At 38.4% G+C, this 18,545-nt stretch carries 21 protein-coding genes; 8 read left to right on the top strand and 13 right to left on the bottom strand.

Features of this window, described 5'->3' with window-relative positions:
• Positions 1-75: 75 nt before the first annotated feature.
• Both ACTJKN_RS20005 and ACTJKN_RS20010 read left to right on the top strand, forming a co-directional pair.
• The gene (locus ACTJKN_RS20005) at positions 76-846 is read left to right on the top strand and encodes a hypothetical protein (RefSeq protein ID WP_440827512.1); all 771 of its coding nucleotides are present in this window, start codon (positions 76-78) and stop codon (positions 844-846) included.
• 47 nt (positions 847-893) lie between these two features.
• The gene (locus tag ACTJKN_RS20010; RefSeq protein ID WP_440827513.1) at positions 894-1,574 is read left to right on the top strand and encodes a hypothetical protein; all 681 of its coding nucleotides are present in this window, start codon (positions 894-896) and stop codon (positions 1,572-1,574) included.
• Between the two features lie 20 nt (positions 1,575-1,594).
• Here the strand turns inward: ACTJKN_RS20010 and ACTJKN_RS20015 are convergent, their stop codons facing one another.
• The 3 genes from ACTJKN_RS20015 to ACTJKN_RS20025 all read right to left on the bottom strand — a co-directional run bounded on the left by ACTJKN_RS20015 (position 1,595) and on the right by ACTJKN_RS20025 (position 3,290).
• A complete protein-coding gene (locus tag ACTJKN_RS20015; RefSeq protein ID WP_440827514.1) occupies positions 1,595-2,137 on the bottom strand; it encodes a GNAT family N-acetyltransferase in 543 nt (180 codons plus the stop codon).
• The gene (locus ACTJKN_RS20020; RefSeq protein WP_440827515.1) at positions 2,137-2,700 is read right to left on the bottom strand and encodes a DNA-3-methyladenine glycosylase I; all 564 of its coding nucleotides are present in this window, start codon (positions 2,698-2,700) and stop codon (positions 2,137-2,139) included. The genes ACTJKN_RS20015 and ACTJKN_RS20020 overlap by 1 nt, the downstream gene beginning before the upstream one ends.
• Before the next feature lie 236 nt (positions 2,701-2,936).
• On the bottom strand, positions 2,937-3,290 hold the full coding sequence (locus ACTJKN_RS20025) for a carboxymuconolactone decarboxylase family protein (protein ID WP_440827516.1): 354 nt from the start codon (positions 3,288-3,290) through the stop codon (positions 2,937-2,939).
• A gap of 51 nt (positions 3,291-3,341) precedes the next feature.
• Between ACTJKN_RS20025 and ACTJKN_RS20030 the strand changes: the two genes are divergently transcribed.
• Complete coding sequence (locus ACTJKN_RS20030) at positions 3,342-3,701, top strand: hypothetical protein (protein WP_440827517.1); 360 nt, start codon at positions 3,342-3,344, stop codon at positions 3,699-3,701.
• Here the strand turns inward: ACTJKN_RS20030 and ACTJKN_RS20035 are convergent.
• Both ACTJKN_RS20035 and trmB read right to left on the bottom strand, forming a co-directional pair.
• The gene (locus ACTJKN_RS20035; protein WP_440827518.1) at positions 3,691-4,023 is read right to left on the bottom strand and encodes an MGMT family protein; all 333 of its coding nucleotides are present in this window, start codon (positions 4,021-4,023) and stop codon (positions 3,691-3,693) included. The genes ACTJKN_RS20030 and ACTJKN_RS20035 overlap by 11 nt on opposite strands.
• Positions 4,023-4,673, bottom strand: coding sequence for a tRNA (guanosine(46)-N7)-methyltransferase TrmB (gene trmB / locus ACTJKN_RS20040; protein WP_440827519.1), 651 nt, complete (start codon positions 4,671-4,673; stop codon positions 4,023-4,025). Before trmB ends, ACTJKN_RS20035 begins: the two co-directional genes overlap by 1 nt.
• A 113-nt stretch (positions 4,674-4,786) precedes the next feature.
• Here trmB and fcl point away from each other — a divergent pair, with 113 nt between their 5' ends.
• On the top strand, positions 4,787-5,713 hold the full coding sequence (gene fcl / locus ACTJKN_RS20045) for a GDP-L-fucose synthase (RefSeq protein ID WP_440827520.1): 927 nt from the start codon (positions 4,787-4,789) through the stop codon (positions 5,711-5,713).
• A gap of 46 nt (positions 5,714-5,759) precedes the next feature.
• Here fcl and ACTJKN_RS20050 read toward each other — a convergent pair whose 3' ends face one another.
• Entirely contained in the window at positions 5,760-6,893 is a 1,134-nt protein-coding gene (locus ACTJKN_RS20050) for a glycoside hydrolase family 130 protein (RefSeq protein WP_440827521.1), read from the bottom strand.
• Between the two features lie 232 nt (positions 6,894-7,125).
• Here ACTJKN_RS20050 and ACTJKN_RS20055 point away from each other — a divergent pair, with 232 nt between their 5' ends.
• Positions 7,126-8,058, top strand: a complete 933-nt coding sequence (locus tag ACTJKN_RS20055; RefSeq protein ID WP_440827522.1) for a LysR substrate-binding domain-containing protein — start codon at positions 7,126-7,128, stop codon at positions 8,056-8,058.
• 2 nt (positions 8,059-8,060) lie between these two features.
• Here ACTJKN_RS20055 and ACTJKN_RS20060 read toward each other — a convergent pair whose 3' ends face one another.
• The 6 genes from ACTJKN_RS20060 to ACTJKN_RS20085 all read right to left on the bottom strand — a co-directional run bounded on the left by ACTJKN_RS20060 (position 8,061) and on the right by ACTJKN_RS20085 (position 12,307).
• Positions 8,061-9,164 (bottom strand): hypothetical protein, encoded by a 1,104-nt coding sequence (locus tag ACTJKN_RS20060; RefSeq protein WP_440827523.1) that lies wholly within the window; start codon positions 9,162-9,164, stop codon positions 8,061-8,063.
• A gap of 335 nt (positions 9,165-9,499) precedes the next feature.
• A complete protein-coding gene (locus ACTJKN_RS20065) occupies positions 9,500-9,739 on the bottom strand; it encodes a hypothetical protein (protein ID WP_440827524.1) in 240 nt (79 codons plus the stop codon).
• A gap of 39 nt (positions 9,740-9,778) precedes the next feature.
• The gene (locus ACTJKN_RS20070; RefSeq protein WP_108201436.1) at positions 9,779-10,240 is read right to left on the bottom strand and encodes a hypothetical protein; all 462 of its coding nucleotides are present in this window, start codon (positions 10,238-10,240) and stop codon (positions 9,779-9,781) included.
• 97 nt (positions 10,241-10,337) lie between these two features.
• Positions 10,338-10,946 (bottom strand): superoxide dismutase, encoded by a 609-nt coding sequence (locus ACTJKN_RS20075; protein WP_121285811.1) that lies wholly within the window; start codon positions 10,944-10,946, stop codon positions 10,338-10,340.
• Between the two features lie 260 nt (positions 10,947-11,206).
• On the bottom strand, positions 11,207-11,674 hold the full coding sequence (locus ACTJKN_RS20080) for a nucleoside deaminase (RefSeq protein WP_440827525.1): 468 nt from the start codon (positions 11,672-11,674) through the stop codon (positions 11,207-11,209).
• 297 nt (positions 11,675-11,971) lie between these two features.
• Positions 11,972-12,307, bottom strand: a complete 336-nt coding sequence (locus tag ACTJKN_RS20085; RefSeq protein WP_440827526.1) for a tRNA-binding protein — start codon at positions 12,305-12,307, stop codon at positions 11,972-11,974.
• A 190-nt stretch (positions 12,308-12,497) separates the two neighbouring features.
• Between ACTJKN_RS20085 and ACTJKN_RS20090 the strand changes: the two genes are divergently transcribed.
• From ACTJKN_RS20090 to ACTJKN_RS20100, 3 genes are all read left to right on the top strand, one after another.
• The gene (locus ACTJKN_RS20090) at positions 12,498-13,982 is read left to right on the top strand and encodes a xylulokinase (RefSeq protein ID WP_440827527.1); all 1,485 of its coding nucleotides are present in this window, start codon (positions 12,498-12,500) and stop codon (positions 13,980-13,982) included.
• A gap of 65 nt (positions 13,983-14,047) precedes the next feature.
• Complete coding sequence (xylA, locus tag ACTJKN_RS20095) at positions 14,048-15,379, top strand: xylose isomerase (RefSeq protein WP_440827528.1); 1,332 nt, start codon at positions 14,048-14,050, stop codon at positions 15,377-15,379.
• Between the two features lie 284 nt (positions 15,380-15,663).
• Positions 15,664-17,340 carry a sodium/sugar symporter gene (locus tag ACTJKN_RS20100; RefSeq protein ID WP_440827529.1) on the top strand — a complete coding sequence of 559 codons (1,677 nt, stop codon included), beginning with the start codon at positions 15,664-15,666 and terminating at the stop codon, positions 17,338-17,340.
• Positions 17,341-18,164: 824 nt separating this feature from the next.
• Here ACTJKN_RS20100 and ACTJKN_RS20105 read toward each other — a convergent pair.
• Positions 18,165-18,545 carry a hypothetical protein gene (locus tag ACTJKN_RS20105; protein ID WP_440827530.1) on the bottom strand — a complete coding sequence of 127 codons (381 nt, stop codon included), beginning with the start codon at positions 18,543-18,545 and terminating at the stop codon, positions 18,165-18,167.

An 18,545-nucleotide genomic window follows, 5' to 3' on the forward strand; every position in this document is an offset into this window, starting at 1 on the left:
ATGCTTTATCAACAAAAAAAATAAATTATTTATTGAAATCTCTTACTTTAAGCATCATTTATAAAAAACGCTTTTATGAAAACTTTCTTTACCTTAATTTTTTGCATGACTGCCTGCTTAACCAAGGCTCAGCTCCCATCCGATACGTTGATTACCTACATCACTTTCGAAAACCTAAAAGGATCTGATGATGGTTATGGCGCATCAATTAATCGCCCAATAGGTAGTGGTGCCTTTAAAAACATCGCAGATCGGGATAACTTAAGGGTAAGAATGGCCAAACTCGAAAATTCTTACCGCTGGCCTGATGGATCAAAAATCGACTTTACGAAAAGAAGTAGTGAGCATTCGAGTACGGGTATTGTAGATCGCTACACTTTGATAAATCCAACTACAAAAGATACGCTATTTCTCTTTGTTGATCCTTATAAAACCGATTCTACATTTTATATTCCAAAGGGATTGGTTGCCGTCAGCAAAGAAGTTTTGGCAAAAGAAATTGCAATACAGCTAAAATCAATCGAAGATATTAACGCCGCTAAAGACGCTTTTAGCAACGAGCAGGAAAACATAAACAAGCTCGCCAATTACATTGCCAGTAATATCGGACTGGTTAATTTTATTGATCGGGAAAATCTGCGTAAAGTGATGACTGATACCCAAGCTGATCCAGAGCTAAAGAATTATTTGTTTAAGCTTTATGTTTTGAATAAGTTTTATGCATTGGGCAAGAATATTGTCAATACAAAGGCTTATGCTTTAAATAAAATGAAAGAATCATTTATCAATTTTCAAAAAGAACATTCTGATGTTGCGACTGGAAATATCAAAATTAATTTGAATTAGTATGTTTTGGAATTAAGTTACGTTATTTGTGAAAAGCAATTGAGCATATGAAATTTCTATTATCTGTTTTTCTTTTCTTACTTACGCTAAATCAACTTTCAGCCCAGGATTTTATTGTTAAAAACAACGATGATGTCATCCGTGGAACGATAAAGGGCACCGATTATTTTTCGGTTTTTATTAGCGCCAATGATGAAGCCGATGTGATTTTACCGGCAAAGGATGTTAAGAACTTCTTCTGGAACGGTGATAGCTTTGTGAGCAAGGGTTTTGCAAATGGGCGCAATTTCGAATACCGTTTTGTTAAAGTAATCGAAATGGGAACGGTTAATCTTTATTCTTTTGGCGGAGGCACCTTAGTTCCTGCAGTAAAAGAGAAAAAAGTAAAATTCAGGCCATCAATTGGTATTGGAACAGGAACCGGCGGTTATGGCGGCATGGGTATGGGTGGAGGCATTAGCATTGGTGGTGGCCGTAATGCTGCACCAGAAAGACCCGCAGGGGCGCCTATTGTTCGTTACTTTATTGAAAAACCAGGCGCTGGTCCTTTACAGGAAGTGCCGATGAAAGCGATAACCGAAGACACCAAAAAAACTGAAGTTAAAAATATTTTATTGCAAAAAATGGGCGACCAACCTACTTTAAAAGCTAAAGTTGAAGCCGGGACAGATTTTAATAGCAGAGATGTAATTGAATGGGTTAAGGAATATAACGCCACAAAGAAATAGAATCAGGATTGCAAGATCGTTTAACTCATATCTTCACGCTTTAACTTTATATAAATGGCTAAACTGATAAACTCATCGTTTTTAATTTCACAGTTCTCCATTGTTTTCTGATAATCAAAATCAAGTTTTTGCAGCACCTTTTTGCTGTTTTCATTTTGAGTCTCAACCATAGCCTCGATCTTTATTAAGCCTAATTTCTCAAAGGCATAATTGCAAATGGGATTTGCTACTTCTTTGATGATGCCTTTTCCCCAATGTTCGGGCAACAGCCAAAAACCGATTTCAGCCTTTTGATCCGTTTTACTTAAATCATTAAACCCTATGGCCCCTAAGCGACCAAGGTTTTCTTTATCACAGATTGCCCACCAGATACCTGTTTCATTTTTTTGAAGGTCATCGAACCAGGCCAATTGCTCATTGGTGTCCTCCAGGCTTGCATAGCGCACACCATAATAGCGAATCACATCCGGATGGGATAATCCTTCAAAAACAAATGCCAGATCATCAGAACAAAATTGCCTCAATAAAAATCTATCCGTGTGTATTGTAGCTGAAGCAAACATTACCTCGCACAGCAGTTTAATAAATGGTCGTTGACCATGCCGGTTGCCTGCATATGTGCATAACAGATGGTGGTGCCGAAAAATTTGAAGCCACGTTTCTTCATGTCTTTACTGATCTGATCGGAAAGTTCGGTTCTTGGCGGAACATCACTCATTTTTTCGATCTGATTTTGGATCGGTTTACCATCAGGAACAAAACTCCACATGTATTTAGAAAAGCTTCCAAATTCTTTCTGGATTTCGATAAACAGTTTGGCGTTGGTAATGGCTCCGTTAACTTTTAAACGATTGCGGATGATACCTTCATCGTTCATCAGCCGTTCTACATCTTTTTCGGTAAAAGCGGCTACCTTGTTAACCTCAAAATTGGCAAAGGCTTTACGGTAGTTTTCCCGTCTTCTTAGAATAGTAATCCAGCTTAAACCAGCCTGCGCACCTTCGAGGATCAGGAACTCGAATAAAATTTTATCATCATAAACAGGCTTTCCCCATTCTTCATCGTGATATTTGATATAAAGTGGATCGGATCCTGCCCAGGCGCAGCGGGTTATTGAGTCTTGCATACGGTATTTAAGTGAGATTTTATTTCAACATTTTTAGATAAGATGCTGAAATAATTTAACAATGACTGATTTATATAATGGGGTCGTCATCTCGACTGAAGCGCAGTCCCGAATTTTCGGGAGAGAGATCTATCTAGGCAGATTTAGCTTCGCTGAGCACTACGTGGTTCTCGGCTGCGTTGCACTCCGCTCGAAATGACGGCTTGTGTATTGTGATTGTTCTAGGAAATATCACTCTAAACTCCCGCCTCCAAACTCAACTCATCCCAATACTCCACAGCTCTCCTGTAATGTGGAATTACAATACTACCGCCTACAAGATTGGCGATCATAAAAATTTCGTTCATCTCATCATGGCTTACACCGGCATCGAAACACTTGCCCAAATGGTATTTAATACAATCATCACAACGTAAAACCATCGAGGCTACCAGGCCTAACATCTCTTTCGTTTTAACATCTAATGCTCCGTCGGCATAGGAGGTTGTATCGAGCGCAAAAAATCGTTTAATATTTGTATTAGCCGTTTCCATAATTCTATCGTTCATTTTTTCACGATAACCATTAAATTCTTCTACAAGCTTTCCCATATTTTAAAATCTTTTTTAACTGTTATTTGTTAGTGATATAAACATTTAATTATGAAAATGATATCTCCAAAATTTCATGCCGTTTTAGATTACCTATTGGTAATGCTTTTATTGGCTTCGCCTGATATTTTTGGCCTTTCTAAAACCGCCTCAACGCTGGCATACGCATTGGGCATCATTCATTTTTTATTAACGATAACTACAAGTTTTAGCGGTGGTATTTTTAAAATCATTAATCTTAAACTACACGGTCTAATCGAGTTTTTCGTTAGTATTGTTCTTGTTATTTTAGCATTTACAATTTTTAAAGGCAATTTAACTGACGAAATTTTCTATGCCTGTTTAGGCTTATTGATTCTGATTATTTTTACCCTTACTGATTATAAACGAAGTTTGCCCGTTATATTGTAATTTCTTCGAGTGGATTCCAGAATACTTTTTTAAAGTTTACAACCTTATCGTCCTTCACTTCAACACCTTCTTTCCTTAACAGCTCCTCCATCAGCTCAGGCGGTTTGAAATGAAACTTTCCGGTAAGCAAACCACTACTGTTTACCACCCTGTGGGCAGGTACATTAGGATGGGCTGTTCCGGCATAGAGCATGGCATGTCCAACCATTCTTGATGATTTCGCTGCACCTAAACTTTTCGCGATAGCTCCATAAGATGTAACCCTCCCTTTCGGAATTAATCGGGCAATCTCATAAACCTGTTCGTAAAAGTTGGTATCCATTATTCAAAAGAAAATTGAATATAATTAATATTTTTATCGTGTAACAAGTATTTTTTCTCGTAATAGGTTTTGATCGATAATACTTCATCAACCAGCTCAGAAGTATACAGATGATCGGTATTTTTATGTACAGGCAATCCTAATTCTGCAACCTTTTCGCAAGTATAAGCATACAATTGGTCGTTATCCGTTTTCAGATTAACATTGCCACCTGGTTTTAAAACAAGTTTATAACGGTTCAGGAATGCAGGGAAAGTCAAGCGTTTTTTCTCACGGCTATCCTGTGGTTGCGGATCGGGGAAAGTGATCCAAATCTCGTCAATTTCTCCTTCGTTGAAATAATCCAATAAATTTTCAATCTGGATTCTTAAAAAAGCAACGTTGTTAATTCCGTCTTCAATAGCTGTTTTTGCACCTCTCCAAATGCGGTTACCCTTATAATCAACACCTATAAAGTTTTTTTCAGGAAATAACCTGGCTAAGTTTACCGAATATTCGCCCTTTCCACAGGCCAGTTCGAGTACAATGGGATTCGTATTTTTAAAATGTTCTGAAGCCCAGTTTCCCTTTAAAGTTTTTCCTTGTTCTAATTGATATACGTTTGCAAATGTTTCAATTTCTGCAAAACGCCTAAGTTTATCTTTACCCAAAAGTTTTTTTTCTGCAAAAATACAATTAAATCAATAATCGAAGTTTCTTTTGCCAGAAAGATTAATGTCATTCTTATTTAGGAATCGTATTTTTGTAACCTATAAAAAACACCGTGGAAAAAAACGCTAAAATATATGTTGCAGGTCATCGTGGTATGGTGGGTTCGGCCATTTACCGCAAACTGCAAAAAGAGGGTTACGAGAATATTATAACCAAAACTTCGAGCGAGCTAGATTTACGCAACCAACAGGCGGTTACCGATTTCTTTGCAGCAGAAAAACCAGATTATGTATTTCTTGCCGCAGCAAAGGTAGGTGGCATTGTATCCAATAATACATACAGGGCCGATTTCCTCTACGAGAATTTAGCTATACAAAATAATGTGATCCACAATGCTTATGTAAATGGCATTAAGAAACTCATGTTTTTGGGATCGAGCTGTATTTACCCTAAAATGGCCCCACAACCTTTGAAAGAAGATTACCTTTTAACCGGAACCTTAGAGCATACCAACGAACCTTATGCGATTGCAAAGATTGCGGGGATTAAAATGTGCGATGCCTACCGCGATCAATATGGCTGTAATTTCATCTCGGTAATGCCAACAAATTTATATGGCTTTAATGACAATTATCACCCTCAAAATTCGCATGTTTTACCTGCTTTGATCCGTAAGGTACATGAAGCAAAAGCAAATAACGAAAAAGAGATTGTGGTTTGGGGATCCGGTTCACCCATGCGCGAATTTTTGTTTGCAGATGATCTGGCGGATGCCTGTTATTTCCTGATGCAAAACTACAACGAACCACATTTGATCAATGTTGGTACAGGGCACGATTTAACCATTAAAGATTTAGCTTTATTAATCAAAGATGTATTGGGCTTTGAAGGCGAATTGGTATTCGATGCCAGCAAACCTGATGGAACACCGCGTAAATTAATGGACGTAAGCAAACTTCATAATTTAGGCTGGAAACATAAAATAGAACTTCGCGAAGGTATTGCCCTGGCTTATCAGGATTTCGAAAGCCGTTACTAAATAAGTTTTACAATGGTGCGCAGGATGTTATCCTGCGCAATTTTATTTATGGCTTATTTTTAGCGGCAGGATCATAAATGGCTACTGCTACCCGGCTGTCGGCACAGCCATAATATAAAAACCATTTCTCTTTAAAATAAACCAGTCCCTCGATAAAAACCGTACCTGAGGGGTATTGTCCGCTTTTTTCGAAAGGCGCTGTAGGTACGAAAAAAGGTTGATCAAGCCGTGCGATCACTTTTGAAGGATGCTTCAGGTCGAACAACACCTGCCCGGCCGAATAGGTGTTGGCTACATAGTTGGTATCTCTTTCTGCATCGCTCCTGTTTTTACCATTATATAAAACTAAAATACCCTTATCGGTTACAATTGCCGGCGGACCGCACTCGGTCAGGTCGCTATCGAAATATTTTTTCCTGGGTTTCACAATTAAATCTAAATCACCTTTTGCATTTAAAGCTGGTTCCCAGTTGATAAGATCGATCGAGGTCGCAATATTCATGAAACGTTCGCCCCAGTACATCATATATTTGCCATTTATTTTGGCGATCACTTGTTTTCCATTTTCCACCTTGGTTACAATTGAACCAGATTTGCATTTGAGATTTTGAAATTTACCATTATAGGCTCTACTAAACGCAGGGCCGTGTTTGGTCCAGTGTTTTAAATCTTTGGAAGTGGCTACAGCCAGGCGGAATATATTTCTGTTCCATTGGGTATACAGCATCACATACATACCCTCTGCGGTAACCGCAACTCGCGGATCTTCGCAACCACCCGGCCATTCGTATGCTTTCTGATTGTCTTCATCAGGGTAGAGCACAGGCGCTGGATTCCGCTTCATTGTAATGCCATTGCTACTCTCAGCAATACCTATTCTGGAAGTCCGCATACCAATTCCATTACCTGACCTGTCTTCTCCACGATAGAGCAGATATACTTTATTTTTGTATACAGTAGCAGCAGGATTAAATACATCGCCTGCTTCCCAAGCTATTTTTTGTTTACTCATCGGGTCGAAGAAAACACTTTGGGCTTTTGGCGAAATAATGGGATTAACGTTTTCCGGTCGTATAAATGGCCCTAATGCCCAATCGGGAAATTGGTTTTGGGCATTTGCCGCAAAGGCCAGCGGAAGAGAAATAACAAGAAGGACAAAGCGTAAAGCGATTCTGTTCATAAAACTAAAATACCTAATTAATCTCGAAAACCGGTGATGATTTGGATTATCACTAATTAAATCAATCCTACTTAAATATTCTATTCAACGTTTTGTTTAAATGTCTCATTTAACGGAGAATCTTATTCATCCAAATCATTCACAGCTCAATTACCCATCCATCAGTGTCTCAAATATTTTTCTATTATAGTCAAAATTGATATATTTGGTATTATAAATAAATTTTAACTATATGACTTTAGTTCAGCTAGAATATATCGTTGCTGTAGATACTTACAGAAGTTTTGTTACCGCTGCAGATAAGTGTTTTGTAACGCAACCTACCTTAAGTATGCAGGTGCAAAAACTAGAGGAACTGATCAGCGTTAAAATTTTCGACAGGAGCAAACAACCGGTAAGCCCGACCGAAATTGGCGCCCAGATTATTGCCCAGGCCAGGATTATTTTACAGGAAAGTGGAAAAATAAAAGAACTGATCAGCAGTCAGCAGCAGGATGTTTTAGGCGAACTAAGAATAGGCGTTATTCCAACTGTTGCACCATACCTGCTTCCCGAAGTAATTTCTGCTATGCTGGATAAATATCCTGAATTAAAACTTTTAATCTGGGAATATACCACCGAAGATATTATTCACCACCTCAAAACAGGTGTACTGGATTGTGGTATTTTAGCCACGCCACTTACCGATCCGAACATTACCGAACTTCCATTATATTACGAAAACTTTGTAAGCTATATCAGCAAAAACAGCAAGCTTTATAAAAAGAAGGCCGTTGATGCCGAAGATCTGAACGATGAAAACATCTGGCTTTTGAACGAAGGTCATTGTATGCGCAATCAGGTATTGAACATTTGCCGCTCTACAAAAAACAACAGATTACAGGGACTGGAATACAATACAGGCAGTGTAGAAACCCTGGTGCGTATGGTTGATTTAAACGGTGGCGCAACATTATTGCCCGAGCTGGCCATAGCAGAATTAAATGCAAAACAGACTAGTAAAATCCGACATTTTAAATCACCTGAGCCTGTGCGCGAGATCAGCCTGGTAACCCATAAAAACTTTATTAAAAAACGGATGCTTAATGCTTTAAAAGATGAGATTTTAGAAATTATCCCAAAAGCCATGAAGCAAAAAAAGAAAAAAGACGTAGTAGGAATCTAGAGTTAATAATACACAAGCTCTTTAACGAACTCATGCTGACGTTGACCATTTAGAAAATATTTTAATCTGATTACATTTCCGAATTCATCATATTCAAATAGCCTTACAAAGGTAAGAGGTAGTTTGGATTTGTCATATACATAAACGCGCTCCTCTCTATTAAGTCCAATTAATGTATTTGTCTGAATGGTTACTTTTTTTAATTTTTCTCCGCCATACTCATAAACGACAGTTTTAAATAAAGTGTCTGACTTGGTATGGAGTTTAATCAATTGTTTGTTTGAGTTGTAATAGTAATCAACAGTTGTTGCTATCTTTTTTGCTTTGTCATTAAAATCTTCATATTTTTCATTTACCAATAACCCCCTATCATAAGTATAATAAGTGTATAGTGCCGGAGTATCGGGCATATTATTACGAACCTGATAAGCTTTTTTTTCAACTGGTAGATTTTCAGCATTGTATTTATAAGCAATCGCCTGATAAAAACTAGATTTGCTTGTATCATAATAAGATTTGGTCAAAACCATATTCTTATTTACGTAATCGTAAGTTGTAGCTGATGTTCCAAGTTTATTAGCTCCGTAGCTGCCTTCGAAGCTTTTTTTCACAAGTAAACCATCAGAATTATAAGAGAACTTAGTGTAAGTACGGCTAGTGGTATCGCCCTTAAAAACTCTAGCTTGGTATAAAGTTAGATTCTTACCTAAACGATTTTTTATCAATCGATTATAGTTAATTTCATTTAGATCCTGATCTCTCCATTCTTGAAAATGCTTTTCAGGAAAATATTTATATAATGCCGTTAACTTTGTTTTGTTCTTATTAAAACTAGTATAAGAAAGCCTCTTGTTATCCGCCGTTAAATGCTCTTGGTAAAGGGTATCTCTTTTTACAATGGCATCATTATAATAAACATTTTCAAGATAGGTAACTAACTTCACTGGTTTGTATTGATTGATTTCAAAGATTTTATCGTAGATGAAAGGGGTTAGTTCTACCTTTACATCTGCTATGCCCTGAGAGTAGCTAAATACTGTATATAAAGTTAAAACGACCGATAATGCAAATCTTTTTTTCATCATATTAGGTGTGAAATTAATCATTTTCTTTTAAAAAAACTTAGCCACACAGAAGTGCCTATTGCAATTAAGAATAAGTCGAGCGTTAACACATTGATCAAATCTGCATTAAAATTAGTTTGAAAAAATTTGGCTGCAAAATTTAATCTGCCACGGCCAATCGGTTATGGGCAATAGTAAATACCGAACCATTGGTCTCAATTATAGTCTAACAGAAAAGGGTACATGGCAACCAACAAATGCAAAGCCTAGTTTTTTCCGATAACCAGCCCAACAAATTAAAGCCAATTACAAAGAGATGTAAAACAGGAACAGCTGGGAAGATAATCAGTAAGAGCCTAAATCAATAAAAGAATCATTTAAACTTCGTGAATTAGCTCACGGTCTCTATCTACATGCTCAGCCAACTTATAGCCTGATGCAGCTGGATTTTTATCTTCTAAAAAGATCAAAACAATTAATGAAACAATGGGGATTAAAAAGGAAATAAAAAACCAGAACCAAAAATTCCGGCCTGTTCGCTTAGCCAAAAAACCTGCAAGTAACTGCGGCGACAATAGTAGTCCGAGTACAATAGTACCTACGATTATCTCTGGCATTTGTTATTGAATTAATCGATTACGAGAGCACTAGCTTGTTTAAAGATCTTGTTTTTGTACCGGAGGTGCTGATAACAATCCTTTAATATCGCTCTCCACTTCTTCCTCTTCGCCTTTTTTCTTTTTCTTATTTTTTGCTTTAAGGCCTTTACCGCTTAAACGCTCTTCGATAATTTTATCATATTCGGTTTGTTGCTCTGGCCTTAAAACATTACGGATGTTTTTTGAGGTTTCGTTCTGTAGCTTATAAAATTTATCTACATCCTCTTCGCGCGAGTTGCCTGCCTGTTGTCTTTTGATTAAATCAGCCTGTTCTTTCGCCTGGTTATAGGTAAAGCTGTAAATTACGCTTTTTTGCGTTCCATTTAATTTTAATCGTTTATCCAGATCCTCCACATTCTTCTGTGCAATTTCCCCTGGAGTAGGTACTTTATTTTGCTGTGCACGCACCAATCCATTTACACCAACAATAATTAAAAATAAAATTACAAGCCTTTTCATTTCGAACATTTTATATCTGCGAAGTTACTTAATTATCTTAAAACAAGAAAGTCCCGATTTGCATCGGGACTTTCTTAAATTTTATTGAATGTTTAGCTTACAAAGCTTTTTTGTAAAGCTCAGCAACTGCATCCCAGTTAACTACATTCCAAATTGCCGCTAAATAATCAGGGCGTTTGTTTTGGTATTTTAAATAGTATGCATGCTCCCAAACATCGATACCTAAAATTGGCGTTCCTTTAACTTCAGCAACATCCATTAAAGGGTTATCCTGGTTTGGTGTAGAAGAAACCTGAAGTTTTTTATCAGCACCTACTGATAGCCAAGCCCAGCCAGAACCAAAACGGGTAGCACCAGCTTCTTGTAATTTAGTTTTAAGATCAGCAAACGAACCAAAAGTTTCGTTAATTGCTTTAGCTAAATCGCCAGTTGGCTCACCACCTTTATTTGGGCCTAAAATGTTCCAGAACAAAGAGTGATTATAGTGACCTCCACCGTTGTTTCTCACAGCAGCTGGGAATTTTGAAATGTTTTTTACAATTTCCTCGATGCTAGAACTCGCTTCTGGCTTACCTTCTAATGCTTTATTTAGGTTGGTAACGTAAGCTTGATGGTGTTTATCATGGTGGATTTCCATGGTAGTTTTATCAATATGCGGTTCTAATGCATCGGTTGCGTAATGTAACGCAGGTAATTCAAAAGCCATAATGTTTTATGTTTAAAGATTTAAAAATGTTTCTTGTAGCAAATATAACATTAGAACGTTAAGATTTGTTCATGTTATTATCATCAAATCGTTTTCTGTACTGTTGTTGTAAAGTTGGAAGGTTTAAAAGTTGTAAGGCTCAGGGCGATAGCCAAACAGTTTTAATGAAAAAATTTACTATTTAGTCAATAGTTGATGGCCAATAGTAAAATAGCCGCTAGCCAATGAACTATAAACCATGAGCCATTAATTTATCACCTCTACCTTTTCTTTGCAAAAAAATCCCTCATCAATAATGCACATTCCTCTGCCATTACTCCTCCTTTTAACACCGTTTTCGGATGCAGCAGGTTCGCGTTTTTGGAGATAAAGCCTCTTTTTTCTTCTCTGGCACCATACACAATGCGGCCAATCTGTGTCCAGTAACTTGCACCGGCACACATTACACAAGGCTCGATGGTTACATATAAGGTACAATCCCTTAAATATTTCCCGCCTATCGTTTGCGCTGCAGAGGTAAACGCCTGCATTTCAGCATGCGCAGTAACATCATTAAAGCGCTCAGTTAAATTGTAGCCCCGGCCAATAATTCTGTTTTTACTAACCACTATTGCGCCGATTGGAATTTCATCTTCAGCCAAAGCTTTTTTTGCTTCTTCCAAAGCCAATTTCATATAATGGATATCCTCTTCTTCAGGGTCGGTATTTTCGAAGTTGTAAAAACTCATGTGGCAAATATAGGGTAAGACTTCCGAAGTTTCCAAAGGTAACAGTCAGGCGAAACTTCGGAAGTCTGTAGGTAATTTTTTCTGATTAGGTTTTTGGAGCGCAGTTACAGCGCTAATCGGTTGCTTCAGTCCTGCTTTTTGCTACAAGTCCTCTCCCGATGAAGAATCGGGATGCGGGCTTTACGCGTCAATCAGGGCTATCGAACAAAACCTGTGCTAATGGTAAACAAATAACGCGCAGATTTCCAAAGTTTTCAAGGGCTGAGGGGCAAGCAAAACTTCAGAAGCCTACAAACCTTACACAAGTTTACTCCCGTTAGGAACTTTACTTTGTACGGCAGCCAATACAATATCACCATTTTCGTCGGCAAAACCTGTTACCAAAAATTCGGACATAAATTTGCCGATCTGTTTTTTAGGGAAGTTGATCACCCCTACAATCTGTTTCCCGGGTAATTCGTCTAAAGAATAATGTTTGGTAATCTGCGCACTGCTCATTTTAATACCGAATTCGCCAAAGTCTACCTTAACTTTATAAGCAGGTCGCCGGGCTCCAGGAAATTCGAAGGCCTCTAAAATGGTGCCTACCCTCAATTCTACCTTTTCAAAATCATTCCAGGTAATCTCTTCCATAACTTAATTTTAAATGTTGTTGCAAAAATATAAATTAAAATAATTCGATTGCAGTTTAAATTAGGAAAGAAAATTCAATTCAACCGATTGCATAAAAAGGAATAAATGTAACAAAAATTTGCGTTTTATATTTTAAGCACTATCTTTATGCAACCGTTTGCATAACCAAATATTAAAATAATTTAAAACCATGTATTTATTAGGGATTGATTTAGGAACCTCATCTATAAAAGTTGCAGTTGTTGATGTAGCTTCACAGAAAAACATTGCGACAGCACAATACCCGGAAGAGGAAACAGCAATTAAATCTTTGCAATCGGGCTGGGCAGAGCAATCGCCAAATGAATGGTGGCAAAATGTTCAACAGGCAATCTTTAAATTAAATGCCACCGGCTTATTTGACCCTAAAGAGATTAAAGCCATTGGCATTGCGTACCAAATGCATGGGCTGGTTGTAGTAGATAAAGACCAAAACGTACTGCGTGATAGTATTATTTGGTGCGATAGCAGGGCCGTTGAGTTAGGCAATGGTGCTTTTGAGGCCATTGGAGAGGAGAAATCCTTAAAACACCTGTTAAACTCCCCCGGAAACTTTACTGCATCAAAATTAGCCTGGGTAAAAGCAAATGAGCCAGAGATCTATAACCACATCGATAAAATAATGCTGCCGGGCGATTTCATCTCAATGAAATTAACAGGAGAAATTACAACAAGTATTTCTGCACTATCTGAAGGCATTTTCTGGGATTTTGAAAATCATGAAATTTCCAAAGATGTAATGGATTATTACGGAATCTCAGGCAACGTTATTCCGCAGGTGAAAGCTTTATTTTCCGAACACGGTTATTTAAAAGCTGATGTTGCAGCGTCTTTAGGCCTGTCAGCCGGTATCCCTGTAGCTTATAAATCCGGCGATCAGCCTAACAACGCCCTTTCTTTAAATGTATTAAAGCCTGGAGAAGTTGCTGCAACGGCCGGAACATCAGGTGTAATTTACGGGGTAAGCAACGATCTTACCTACGATAAACAGTCGAGGGTGAATACCTTTGCCCACGTAACCTATTCGGAGGAGAAAAAACACACCGGCGTTTTACTTTGCATTAATGGCACTGGCAGCATGTATCGTTGGGCAAAATACAATTTCGCACCACAATCTACATATCCTGAACTGAATAACCTGGCCTTAAAAGCGCCAATAGGTAGCAATGGCTTAAAAGTAATTCCCTTCGGAAATGGTGCCGAGCGGATGTTAAACAACAAATATACCGGAGCCCAGTTGTTAGGCATCGACTTAAATCTTCATAATCAATCAGATATTTTTAGGGCAGTACAAGAAGGGATTGCCTTTTCTTTCCGATATGGACTGGATATTATGAGAGAAAACGGCATGAAACCTAAAGTAATCCGCGCTGGGAGGGCCAACCTCTTTTTAAGTGATGTATTTGCACAAACCTTTGTTGACGTTACGGGCATTCCGGTAGAACTTTACGAAAACGACGGTAGTGTTGGCGCAGCCTTAGGTGCAGGTATAGGTGCCGGAATTTTTAAAAACGCAGAAGAAGCTTTTAACAACCATGAAGTAATTAAAACTTTAATTCCGCAACATTCGGCAGCATACGAACCCATTTATCAGGATTGGAAAAAAATATTAGAGAAACAATTAGCAACTGGTTAATGGTTGATCGTTCATATTGAGACGAACTATTGACCAACAGACCACCAACCAAAAAACAAAAAAACATGACAAAAGTAGTAACAGGAGCAAAAGAATTTTTTAAAGGCATAGAACAGGTTAAGTTCGAGGGCGTTGAAAGCGACAATCCATTAGCCTTTAGATGGTACGATGCCAACAAAGTAGTAGCAGGCAAAACCATGAACGAACATTTTAAGTTTGCCTGTGCGTATTGGCATTCATTTAACGGCAACGGTGCAGATCCGTTTGGTGGCGCAACGCACATTTTCCCTTGGGATGAAAAAAAAGATGCAGTAGAAAGGGCAAAAGATAAAATGGACGCAGCATTTGAATTTATCACTAAAATGCAGATCCCTTATTATTGTTTCCATGATGTGGATGTGGTAGATTATAGCGACGATATTGCCGAAAACGAGCGCAGATTACAGGCCCTAGTTGAATATGCCAAGCAAAAACAAGCAGATAGCGGTGTAAAATTACTTTGGGGAACAGCGAATTTATTTAGCCATAAGCGCTACATGAACGGTGCATCTACCAATCCCGATTTCCATGTGCTGGCACACGGAGCTGCACAGGTTAAAGCAGCTTTAGATGCGACCATCGCCCTTGGTGGAGAAAATTATGTGTTCTGGGGAGGAAGAGAAGGCTATATGAGTTTATTGAACACAAACATGAAACGTGAGCAGGAACACTTGGCAAAATTCTTACATACCGCTAAAGATTATGCACGCAAACAGGGTTTCAAAGGAACATTCTTCATTGAGCCGAAACCATGTGAGCCTTCTAAACACCAATATGATTACGATGCGGCAACAGTGAAAGGCTTTTTACAACAATACGATCTGCTTGCCGATTTCAAATTAAATTTAGAAGTTAACCACGCTACCTTGGCCGGTCATACTTTCCAGCATGAATTACAGGTTGCAGTAGATAATGGCTTATTAGGTTCTATCGACGCAAACCGTGGCGATTATCAAAATGGCTGGGATACTGATCAGTTCCCAAATGATATTAACGAACTAACGGAAACCATGTTGATCATTTTAGAAGGTGGTGGCTTACAGGGCGGGGGTGTAAACTTCGATGCGAAAATCCGCCGTAACTCTACAGATCCCAAAGACCTGTTCTATGCACACGTTGGTGGCATGGATATCTTCGCAAGGGCATTAATCACTGCAGATGCCATTCTTCAAAAATCTGATTACAAAAAAATAAGAACAGACCGCTACGCTTCATTTGATAGTGGAAAGGGTGCCGAATTTGAACAAGGCAAACTAAGTTTGGAAGATTTGAGAAATTACGCTGCAGAAAACGGCGAACCAGAGGTACGCAGCGGAAAGCAAGAATATCTGGAAAACTTAATTAACAGGTATATTTAATGTATTTTTATAAAATGTAATCTCCGTGGTCTGTGTCTTCACAGACCACTACATTTGATTTAATTAGCATGATCTGTGGAGAACACAGGCCATGGATGAGAAGCGGGGCGACCTCCATTAATTTAACCATCCCAGCTACGTGTGGAAAGTAGAATAGCTGTTAATTTTTAGCAGCCCAAATTAATAAACGTTACTTTAACACTTTTTAATTTAAAAAAAAGCAGAGATTAATTTATGATTTTACTACATTTAGATTTCTAAACCAAATAACCACTATTATATTAATGAAAAACAATTTATTGGACACGAAGGATTACATTGTATTTGCGGTGTACTTCGTTATTGTGGCTGCTTACGGTCTGTACATCTACAATAAGAAAAAATCCGCATCCACAGGCTCAAAAGATTATTTCTTAGCTGAAGGTTCACTTACATGGTGGGCAATCGGTGCATCTTTAATTGCATCGAATATTTCTGCAGAACAGTTTATCGGCATGAGCGGATCGGGCTTTAAGATGGGATTGGCAATTGCAACTTACGAGTGGATGGCTGCCCTTACCCTGGTTATTGTTGCTGTTTTTTTTATTCCGGTTTACCTGAAAAACAAGATCGCCACAATGCCGCAGTTTTTACACCAACGCTACAACGGAACCGTTGCCATGATTATGGCTGTGTTCTGGTTATTGTTGTACGTAGTGGTAAACTTAACATCAATTCTTTATTTAGGTGCTTTAGCTGTTAGTAGTATCTCTGGATTCGATTTAACTTTCTGTATGTATGCCATTGCAGCTTTTGCTATTGTAATTACGCTGGGCGGAATGAAAGTAATTGGTTATACCGATGTTATTCAGGTATTTTTCTTAATTCTGGGTGGTTTGGCCACAACATACCTGGCGTTAAACCTGGTTTCTACCCATTATGGAACCTCAGGCATTTTTGAAGGTTATAGCCTTATGACTTCAAAAGCATCAGAACACTTCCACATGATCTTAAAACCTGAAAATGAGAATTATATCGATTTACCGGGATTAAGCGTATTGGTTGGCGGTATGTGGATTGTAAACCTTAACTATTGGGGCTGTAATCAATACATCACGCAACGTGCTTTAGGTGCAGATTTAAAAACTGCCCGTGGGGGCATTTTGTTTGCTGCTTTCTTAAAGTTATTAATGCCAATTATTGTGGTATTGCCAGGTATTGCGGCTTATGTACTATATAAAGACGGTGCTTTCCAATCGGAAATGCTGCAGGACGGAGCTGTTAATCCAGACCGTGCTTACCCGGTACTGTTAAATTTATTACCTGCCGGATTAAAAGGTTTATCGTTTGCAGCATTAACTGCAGCGGTTGTAGCCTCATTAGCCGGTAAAGCAAACAGTATTGCAACCATTTTCACGCTGGATATTTACAAAAAAGTATTAAAAACCGATGCTTCTGAAAAGAATCTTGTTTTTACAGGTAAAATTGCGGTAGTTGTAGCCATGGTATTGGGCGTTATTATTGCACCATACTTGGGTATCGATAAAAAAGGCGGATTCCAATATATCCAGGAGTATACAGGCTTTGTTTCTCCAGGTATATTTGCCATGTTCATTCTCGGTTTCTTCTGGAAAAGAGCCACTTCAAATGCAGCACTTTTTGCAACAATTGGTGGTTTCGGATTATCATTATTGTTAAAGGTTCTTCCTACATGGACCGATCTTTCCTGGTTATCGGGAGTAGGCTTCTCGGTTAAAAATGCAACTGGTATTTACGAAATCCCTTTCTTAGATAGAATGGGTATTGTATTCGTGTTCTGTATTATCGGTATGGTAATTATCAGCTTGTTCGAAAACAAAAACGGTGTTAATCCAAAAGGATTGGAAATTGATTCGAAAATGTTCAAAACCACTACAGGTTTCGCTGTTGGTTCATTGATCATTATCGGTTTATTGGTAGCCCTTTACAGTATATACTGGTAGACGATATTCTTTTATTATAATTTCTAAAGCTTTTCTGGAAACAGGAAAGCTTTTTTGTTTAGACAAGTTTGGCTAGCGTGTGCCGAAAATAAAATTGCTATCTTTTTTGGAAAGCAGATACAGTGGCAACTAGGAGAAAATCGTCCTGCTCTGCGTTTTTTCTGATGAAGGATCAGAACCACTCCGATCAGGTTTAGGTGGCAGAGAAGGTGCTACTATTTGTGGTTGTAGGGCATTCTAAATTGCGCTTCAAATCATTAATAGCGGTAAAAGCGCTGAAAATTAGCCCTGATTGAAGTGTAAAGCCCGGAACCCGATCCTTCATCGGGTGAGGACTTGTAACGGAAAGCAGAATGCCGTAAACGATTAGCATTGCAATTGCGCTTCAAGAAAAAACTATTTTAAAACGCTAGGCTTTCAATCTAACAATTGTATAAGTTATTTTATCTATACCATTGGTTTAGTTCGTGGAGACACGAACCAAGGCGTTGAATGTTCACTCCTGTCGAGTTTAGTTAACAGCGGTTTGCTTCAGGGCACCAAACTTTGTCAAATAAACCCGATTGTCGGGAAGAGCTTCCGATCCTTCATCGGAACTCGTACCAAAAGCGGGACTGAAAAAGCCAAAAGCGCAGAACCACTCATTTCCCATTAATAACAAAACGTTTTTCAGGAAATGAAGGGGATTATTTCACCGCTAGCCTTTGAATCTAACAATCTTATAATATTTATCTATATCTTTTGTTTAGTTCGTGGAGACACGAACCAAGGCGGTTGATGCCGAAAATTCTTGACAGCATGACGACCTGTAGGTTTTGAATAAATTACTGTGAACAAGGCCCGTCAGGGATTTCTTTACTGATTTTAAGTACTTTCATCACCACCAGGGTAGAATCGAAATCAGGTGAAACCGTAGCGGTATCAGACTTTTCGAAATAACCTTCTAACTCTACGTATACGGGCTCGTAAGGCTTCTCGAAGCCCAGGTTGCTGTAAGAGAGCTCTAAGTTTTTTACACTGTCTGTAACCCAAAACTCGCGTCCATCCTCACATAAGGTAAAAGACTTCATTTCAGGGCCAAAACTATACAAACCTTTAACTGTTTTCAGATTACTTCTTTCTCCCTCGGCTTTATCGTTTCTACAAGCTGTAGCGGCTACGCCAAGGAGCACAACAAATACAATTGCTTGTTTAAATAACTTCAT

The sequence above is a fragment of the Pedobacter sp. 22163 genome, assembly GCF_052045595.1.
Taxonomy (GTDB): domain Bacteria; phylum Bacteroidota; class Bacteroidia; order Sphingobacteriales; family Sphingobacteriaceae; genus Pedobacter.